This is a genomic window from Actinomycetota bacterium (genome assembly GCA_036280995.1).
Lineage (GTDB): Bacteria > Actinomycetota > CALGFH01 > CALGFH01 > CALGFH01 > CALGFH01.
On record DASUPQ010000738.1, the window covers coordinates 1 to 7,772 of the forward strand.

Genomic DNA, 7,772 nt, shown 5'->3' on the forward strand with positions numbered 1-7,772 from the left:
CGGCTACGCCGCTTCCCGGCCGGGCTGCTCGTCTTCGGCGATGCGATCTGCAGCACCAACCCGGCCTACGCCCTGGGCATGTCGGTGGCCGCCCTCCAGGCGGCGGCCCTGCAGGACACCTTGGCCGGTGGCGACGGTGACCTGGCCCGGCGGTTCTTCCGGGCCGCCGCCAAGCCGGTCGACATGGCCTGGCAGCTCACGGTCGGCTCCGACCTGGCCTTGCCCCAGGTCCAGGGACCACGGCCGCTGCCGGTCCGGGTCATCAACACCTACGTCACCTGGGTGCTGACCGCGGCCCAACGCGACCCCGTGGTGGCCGAACGGTTCTTCCGAGTCGCTTCCCTCCAGGACCCGGCCACCCGGCTGTTCCGGCTCCCCACGGCGCGGCGCGTCCTGCTCGGCAACCTCCGGCGACGCCCCGAAGCTGCGATCGACACCACCACACGCGTGGCCGTGAGCGGTCCCCGCCCCTAGTTGAGGCTCGGTCGATGCCCGTCGGCTCGACAAGCGCCACGTGGAGCGATCGCCGTGGCGGCCGGTCGGCCTACCGGGGTCCGGGCACCGGCGGATGTCCTTCTGGACCCTCGTAGCCGGCCGGGACCCCGCTGCCCGATGGGGCGATCGGGAGCGGCCGGCCGGTGAGGAAGGCGCGGACCACCGCCAGGAAAGCGGCCGGCTGGTCCTGGTAGAGGTTGTGCCCGGCCCGCCGGAGGTAGACCAGCTCGGCGTTGGGCAGGGCCTGGCGGTAGTGCATCGCGCTGGCCCAGGACAGGTAGTCGCAGGACCCCTTGATGATCAGCGCCGGGGTCCTCAGGCGAGCCAGCGCGGGGCGAGGGTCCGACCAGGGCCGAGCGGCGGCCGACTGGGGGAACTGGTAGGCGTAGAAGCCCAGCCCATGCAGCGCCGGCCCCGGTGCTGCGCCCCGGCAGTGCAGCGCTGGTCGGCTGTGGTTGTAGACCCGGTCGTTGCGGGCGTCCATCTCGGCGTCACCCACGAAGGCGTGCGCCGCCCGAGGGTTGACCTGCAGCAGGATCCAGCCCAGCAGCACCCGCGGTCGGGCCAACAGCCGGTACAGGCCGAGCTGCTGGCCGGTGGTGAGCCGCTCGCGTACGCCCGCGTCGCTGCCGTCGTCCACCGCCGGGGCGAGCGCGCCCGGGGAGGCGAACACCACCCTGGCGACGTGGCTGGGGTGGGCGGCCAGGTAGGCGGCCGCGACCTGCCCGCCCCAGGAATGACCAATCAGGATCAGCCGGTCGGCGCCGATCCGCTGGCGGATGGCCTCCAGGTCGGTGACGTTGCGGGCGATGGTGTAGCCGCGAGGGTCGGCCAGCCGGCTGGAGCGGCCGGTGCCGACCTGGTCGTAAACCCAGACGTCGAAGCCGTCGCGGGTGAGCTGGCCGAAGTAGGCGGCATCGCCGGCCATGTCGGCGATGCCCGGGCCGCCGTGCAGGAACACCACCGGGGTGGGCCGTGGGGTGCCGCGGGCGGGCAGGTGCACGTAGGCGATCCGCGAACCGGTCGGCAGCGTCCAGGACTGCTGGCCGGCCACCGGTGTCGGCGGCAGCCGCGGGTCGCCGACCGGCAGCAGCGCCGTGGCCCAGAACACAGCTACGCCGGCCAGCACGGCGACGGTGCAGGCGATCAGCCGCGTCCGCCGATGCCGCTGATCGGGGAGCCTGCGGGTGACCAAGGTGATGCCGGCCGCGCTGGCGGCGACAAAGACGGCCAAGCCGGCGCCCAGGAAGACGGCCGGCCGGGCCGAACCAGCCGCCGCGCCGACGAGGGCGAAGATCCCTGCGGTGGCGGCGGCCACGACGACCAGGGGCAGCCGAAGCAGCGCCCATGCCCTGCTGGCGGCCGTGCGCCCCATCAAGGACCTGCCCGGCTGACGTGGCAGCCCACCGGGCCCCGCCCACTGCGTCCTGGCGGTCGGCCTGTCCTGGTGCTGGCGGGAATACCACCCGGCACATGCTTGGCCGGTGGCCTCCTCGGTGACCGCGGAGTCCGGAGCAACAGGGCCAAGCTCAGGGGACGAGCACCAGCCTGCGGCCGCCCCAGGTCGCTGCGTTGCCACGCCGCCTGCACGTCAGGGAGGGGCACCGGCTCGACGTCGACGCGGAGTTCACCCTTGGCGGCCAGCTCCCACAGCCGCGGGAACGTCTCGAAGATGGCTGCCGGCGGGATGCTGCCGCCGCCGCTGCCCATGACTTCCAAGCCCGAACTGCGCACGGCCTCGGCCGGGAGCCTAAGGATCGGTCCCGCCATCTCGCCGATCTGGACCAGGCGCGTCCTGGCGGGCTCGGCCATCAGGTCGTGGCCGGTGAGGGCGGCAACCAGCGCCTCCGTCGGGCGGCCCCAGAGGTAGTCGAGGACCACGTCGTAGCCGCCGTCCCCGGCCTGGCGGGCGAACACCTCCTCCAGCTCGGAGTCGGATCCTTCGAGGCGGATCGTGCCCGCCAGGCCAGCGCCAGCCACGACGACATTGCAGGGTTCGGCAAGGCCGCTGCCGTCAGATCGTCCACCGCATCCGGTACCGGCAGGCACAACGCCCTGGGCACCACGGTCGTCTCCGCCATCGTCCCGTAGGGCGGCCTGGGAGCGCCGCAGTACACTCGGGTGCCGTCCTCCAGCACCCCCACGCCGTCGAGGCCGACCACGGCGGGCAGCTGGCGGAGGCTGTCGTAGTGGGAGCCGTCGGCCATCATCTTGTCGCTGTTCTTCAGCGAGGCAGCCCTCACCCGTACCAGCGCCTCGTCCTTGTTGGGCGTGGGCTCGGGGGGAGTCCTCGTAGCGGGGCGCGTCCCCAGGGTGTACAGCACGGCGGCTTTCATCCCGCTCCTTCCTTCGGGTCATGGCCTCAACGATCGCCCGACGATGATGGCCTGGCATCCCAGCCAGCCGCCATCTCGCCTTCCGGCTAACAGGAATCCCGAGCTCGCGCACGTCCACGACCTGGTAGCCACCCGAGGGGTGCGCGGCCCCGAGCACCAGGTCGGTCCCGCACACGTTCACCTGGCGGACGCGGCGGGCGTCGCGGCTGTCCAGGGAGAACACCGAGCCGGCGTGGACCACCGCCTCACAGCCCCGCACCGCCTGGTCGACCGCGGCCGGGTCAGCGACGCCTCCCACGATGGTCTCCAGGTGAAACTGGACGGACGCCACCGGGTAAGGAACCCCCGGTTGGCCTGCGAGGTACGCGCGGCGTCTGGGCTGGTCCTGGCCGAGTGCCGCACGGTCCGACCCCGCGGTTACGCTCGTCCTCACCGTCTGCGACAGGAGAAGCCACCGTGATCGCTCGGATCTGGAGGGGCTGGACCACACCCGAGAACGCCGACGCCTACCAGCGAATCGTCAGCCAGGAAGTCCTGCCCGGTATCGCGGCCCGCAACCTGGACGGCTACCACGGCGCCTACCTGCTGCGGCGCCGCCTCGACGACGAGGTGGAGTTCGCCACCATCCTGCTGTTCGACACCCTGGAGCAGGTCCGAGCCTTCGCCGGCGACGACTACGAGGCTGCCTATGTCCCGCCCGAGGCGCGGGCGGTGCTGGCCCGCTTCGATGAACGCTCGGCGCACTACGACACGCTGCTGCGACCGTGACTGCGAAGCTGTGGGTCGGTCACCGTCGGAGCGTGCGCTGCACCAGGGCTACCGCCGACCGCGGCTGTGCTCGCCCCACGGCGGGGTCCTCGCGCCAGCCTGCGGTGGCCAAGCGGCAAACGCTCTGGGATGCTGCCGCGATGCCGAGCCTGCGGGTTGGGACCTGGAACATCGCCGGCGCCCGACGGGAACGGACCAACCAGGTCGACCTCGACGCCGTCGTGGCCGGGGCCCGGGCCCTGGGGGTTGACCTGCTGGCGGTCCAGGAGGTCGATCGGACCCTGGCCCGCAGCGGCCGTGCCGACCAGCCAGCGGTGATCGCCCAGGCCCTGGGCGCCGACTGGTTCTGGTCCTATGCCCCGGCCCTGGTCGGTGACGACTTCCGGCCGCTGTCCGGCCCCGACCCGGGCGGCCCCGCCTACGGCAACCTGCTGGTGTCACGGCTGTCCCTGGAGCGGGTGGAGCACCTGCGGTTCCCCCCGGCCGGCGGTGGTGAGCAACGCACCGCGCTGCTGGGCACCATCCAGGTGGGGTCGCGCTCGGTCACGGTGGCGGCCACCCACCTGTCCAACCGGCAGGGCCACAACGTCCGCCAACTGCGGGAGCTGCAGGGGCTCACCGGGGCCCGGGCGGCGCCACGGCTGCTGATGGGTGACCTGAATATGCCCTCGACGGTGCTGGTGGTGGCCTCCCGGCGGGGCTGGCCGGAGACCGGACGGGGCCGGACCTGGCCCAATTCTGCCCCGACTCAGCAGCTGGACCATATCCTGCGCGACGATCCGGCCGGGGTCATCCGGCCCCGTGGCGCCCGGGTGGTCGCCGCCCCGGTCAGTGACCACCGCGCCCTGGTGGTCGAGCTCGACATCGCAGCCTCCTGACCCGGCCCCGACCGCCAGATCCGTAGGCTGCCAAATCCAGTGAGACCGCCAGAGTCTGGTCTGGTGCTGGCTGGTGGACTGACAGCGGGACTGACACTTAGCCGCCCTTCCGAGCCCGGTGACCGGGTCTGGGTCGAGGGCATCGGCGACTCACCAACGAGGTCGTGGCTGAGCCGGCCCGCTGAGAACGTCCGGAGGGTGACAGCGCCCGCCCGGACCCTGCTCCACACTGGAGGAAGGCGGTCGTGACAACGGGTCGCGGCGTCGCGAGGGGAGACGGCCGTGAAGCGGCGCGGACGGCGGGTCGTGACACCGGGCGGCTATGTCTGGGACCTGCGCCGGCGCCGAGCAAAGCGACGGCGGCCCTGGTCGCGGGCGGCCCAGCCTCGTCTCGCCCGGTTCCATAGTGAGGAGGAGCTCCCGGCCGAGGAGCTGCCCGTCCCTCCCTGGATCGACCTGTGGCGGGTCCCGAACCTGGAGGTCGGCGAGCGCGGGTTCCACCGGTTCAACGACGATCGGCACGCGGCGTCCAACGCCGTCGGGGCCGCCGTGGTTGGGGTCCTTGCCGTCAGCGTCCTGGCTGCGCTCACGGTCGAGTACGTGCTGCCCTGGCTGCTCCCGTGGCTGGCCGACCACGCGCGGCCGGTGCTCTGGCTCATCGCGGCCGTGGCCGTGGCGGTGGGGCTCAACCAGTTCCACCGGCCTTGGTATGTGGAGTTGCAGCGCCAAGGGCTGGCCGATGCCCCGCGTCGGGTGTGGCGTGTGCAGGGATGGCGGCGGAGCGGTCGCCTGATGCGTGAGCTGACCGCCGCCATCCAGGAGGGCAGGATCGACAGGGAGCGCGGCACCGTGATCCTGCGCCGGGTGGACGGCCGTGCCTGACGAAATCTGATGATGATCTAGGTAAGCAAGGCAAGCCTCTGGAAGGCGTGATACGTGCTTTGAGCTGCCGGTCTGTAAAGCCCGAGGTCGGTTCGAACCGAGGAGCTTCCGATTACGAGTCGAAAAGCCTTCGTCCAGCAGGTGCCGCCCAGACCCGTTCTGGCTGCTCACGTCAGGGGGGTCGTCTGTTGAGTGCGTTCCTGACCTGCCGTCTTATGGCAGGGGAATGATCAGGAGAATGACCGGACTGCCCACGGCAGGTCCATAGACCTTGTAGTTCGGGTGTCAGCCTGCTGGCGCGTTTATGTCGGGTACACAGCGGTCTGGGCGAGGCTGGTCCAGCCAGCGGCCTCGATCGTGGCCAGCATCGCCCGGATGTCGTCGAAGGCACCGTCGTCGACCGGTGCAAAGCGGTCGACAAGGCCATGGGCCAGCGCCGTCCTGGCGCCCGGGTCCTCGACGAGCTCGACCAGCAGATCCCGGACCTGGTCCTTGAGCACGCGGGGGAGGCGGCTGGCAGCCACCACCGGCTGGATGGTCGAGGGCCCGAAGGCACCGACGACACGCAGGCCGGCGAGGTCCGGGTGATCGCGAAGCTCAACGGCCAGGACCTGGGAGTCGATCGCAGCGGCGTCCACGGCGCCGCCATGGACCAGCCGGATGGCCTGCTGGTGGAAGCCGGCCTCGACCACCCGGGCGAAGAAGCCGGGCCGGGCCCCCATGCGAACCAGCGCATACAGCGTGGCGGTGTGGCCGGAGTGGGACGCCGGCTCGTTGTAGGCCCACGAGCAGCCCCGCAGCTCCTCCAGACAGGTGATCGGGCTGTCACGCCGGACGATCACATCGGAGTAGTAGACCGGGCGGCCGGCGTAGCGGTCGCCGACCAGGACCGGCGCCGCCAGCGGCTCCACCGGACGCGGCTGGCGGGCAGCCAACCACACATACGGCAAACCGCAGATCACTCCCAGGTCGACCTCGCCCCGTTCGAACTGGTCGAAGGAGACGCCGACCACAAGCTCGACCGGCCGGCCGAGCCGGCGGGCGATCCGCTCGGCCAGGAACCGGTAGAGGGGCAGCATGTTGGGGGCCAAGAAGGTCGCGAACCGTAGCGGCGCACCGCTTCCGTCGGCGGTCATGACTGCACAATCGGCCGTGGATTTCGTATGTGCGCACGGCAATGACTAGGCCGGAGGCGGCGGTGAGGGCGGCGATGACCCATGCCGCCGCCACCAGGCCGACGAGGTCTGCGACTAGACCAGCCAGCAGGACGCCAACGGCGAAGGGTTCGCGCCGGAGCCGGTCGGCCCCGGCGGCGGCCGATCTCCAACACCGAGGCCGGCCCAGGAGGCAACTGGCCGCGAACAAACGGCCACACCGCAGCCAGCCACCGGCAAACTGGCGTCATGCGCCGCATCCTAAAGCCAGCTGGGCCGATCGATCGATGGGTCGCCGATTTCAGCACGCGACCCAGCCGGGAGGCCGGCGGCATACCTACGGGGCGAAACGGAGAAGGACTCGGCGGTGTCTCCAACGTGTCGATCGCGATCGGCATCGGAGGCGCAGGATGATCGCTCGAGGGATCACCAGCTGGGCGATCAAATGGCGCCGCGTACCTTACAGGGCATTCCGGAACCTCGCTTCCAGGACCTTGGGGGTTGGGTTGACGACGTCTGAGCGAGAATCACCTACCGGCCCGCGGCTGGTGATGCGGCGGCGGTCTGGGCCGTAACGGTCCCGTACCGCTGCCCTGCCAGCATCACCCCACGAGCCCGACCGCGCCGAGGGAGCGACCTGACCATGCAGCACCGGGGCAGGACCGTGCTGGCCTGGTCGTTGTGGCTGGCCACCTTCGGCTGCTGCGCCGTCGGGCTCGGGGTCGCCCTGGTCGTGATCCGGCCGCTAACGGCTGGATTGCTGGCCGAGGGTGCCGCCTTCACGCTGGCGTTCCCGCTCGGGTACGCGACGATCGGGCTGGTGCTGACGCTGCGGCGCCCGGCCAACCCGATCGGCTGGTTGTACGCGGCGTCGGGGCTGACCTGGTCCCTGACGATTCCCTTGGATGGCTGGGTCGACCAGCTGGTCCGCGACCACCAACCCCTGCCCCTGGCCGCCCAACTCACCGCCGTAGCCCAAGAGTTCATCTGGGCGCCGGCGATTACCCTTGGGGTCACCCTGCCGTTCCTGCTGCTGCCCGACGGGCGGCTGCGCTCACGCCGCTGGTGGCTGGTGGTGGCCACCGCGGTGGCCGGCCCGGTCATGCTGCTGGTGGCCGCCTGGTGGGTCCCCGGACCGCTGAGCGAGACGCCCATCCCGATCGCCAACCCGTTCGGGCGGCCCGGCGCGGTGGGGACGGTGGCAACCGTGGTCACCTCCATCGGCCTGTGGTTGCAGGTGGTCAGCCTGCCGGCCGCAC

Annotated in this window: 8 protein-coding genes and 1 pseudogene; 5 read left to right on the plus strand and 4 right to left on the minus strand. The window is 71.6% G+C overall.

Translation table 11 applies throughout. The features are described from left to right. A partial coding sequence (locus tag VF468_24720; protein HEX5881493.1) for a 2-polyprenyl-6-methoxyphenol hydroxylase-like oxidoreductase occupies positions 1 to 474 on the plus strand: 474 nt, incomplete at its 5' end. Between the two features lie 70 nt (positions 475 to 544). Here the strand turns inward: VF468_24720 and VF468_24725 are convergent. Beyond that, positions 545 to 1,870: an alpha/beta hydrolase gene (locus VF468_24725; protein ID HEX5881494.1), complete on the minus strand. Its 1,326-nt coding sequence runs from the start codon at positions 1,868 to 1,870 to the stop codon at positions 545 to 547. Further along, positions 1,870 to 2,475: a hypothetical protein gene (locus tag VF468_24730; protein ID HEX5881495.1), complete on the minus strand. Its 606-nt coding sequence runs from the start codon at positions 2,473 to 2,475 to the stop codon at positions 1,870 to 1,872. Before VF468_24730 ends, VF468_24725 begins: the two co-directional genes overlap by 1 nt. Positions 2,476 to 3,287: 812 nt before the next feature. On the opposite strand from VF468_24730, the gene VF468_24735 reads away from it, so the two are divergent. The 3 genes from VF468_24735 to VF468_24745 all read left to right on the plus strand — a co-directional run bounded on the left by VF468_24735 (position 3,288) and on the right by VF468_24745 (position 5,359). Continuing rightward, on the plus strand, positions 3,288 to 3,599 hold the full coding sequence (locus tag VF468_24735) for an antibiotic biosynthesis monooxygenase (protein ID HEX5881496.1): 312 nt from the start codon (positions 3,288 to 3,290) through the stop codon (positions 3,597 to 3,599). Between the two features lie 140 nt (positions 3,600 to 3,739). After that, positions 3,740 to 4,477, plus strand: coding sequence for an endonuclease/exonuclease/phosphatase family protein (locus VF468_24740; protein HEX5881497.1), 738 nt, complete (start codon positions 3,740 to 3,742; stop codon positions 4,475 to 4,477). Between the two features lie 282 nt (positions 4,478 to 4,759). Continuing rightward, positions 4,760 to 5,359 (plus strand): hypothetical protein, encoded by a 600-nt coding sequence (locus tag VF468_24745; protein ID HEX5881498.1) that lies wholly within the window; start codon positions 4,760 to 4,762, stop codon positions 5,357 to 5,359. 302 nt (positions 5,360 to 5,661) lie between these two features. On the opposite strand, the gene VF468_24750 is transcribed toward VF468_24745, so the two are convergent. Beyond that, positions 5,662 to 6,495, minus strand: coding sequence for a PhnD/SsuA/transferrin family substrate-binding protein (locus VF468_24750; protein HEX5881499.1), 834 nt, complete (start codon positions 6,493 to 6,495; stop codon positions 5,662 to 5,664). A gap of 10 nt (positions 6,496 to 6,505) precedes the next feature. Next, positions 6,506 to 6,685 (minus strand): annotated as a pseudogene (locus tag VF468_24755) (MFS transporter). A 471-nt stretch (positions 6,686 to 7,156) separates the two neighbouring features. Here VF468_24755 and VF468_24760 point away from each other — a divergent pair. Beyond that, positions 7,157 to 7,772 (plus strand): hypothetical protein (locus VF468_24760; GenBank protein ID HEX5881500.1); only part of this gene is annotated, 616 nt, incomplete at its 3' end.

Excerpts from the sequence above, each read along its gene's own strand:
- VF468_24725 (HEX5881494.1), bottom strand. The coding sequence starts at position 1,870 with ATGGGGCGCACGGCCGCCAGCAGGGCATGGGCGCTGCTTCGGCTGCCC.
- VF468_24750 (HEX5881499.1), bottom strand. The coding sequence starts at position 6,495 with ATGACCGCCGACGGAAGCGGTGCGCCGCTACGGTTCGCGACCTTCTTG.
- VF468_24740 (HEX5881497.1), top strand. The coding sequence starts at position 3,740 with ATGCCGAGCCTGCGGGTTGGGACCTGGAACATCGCCGGCGCCCGACGG.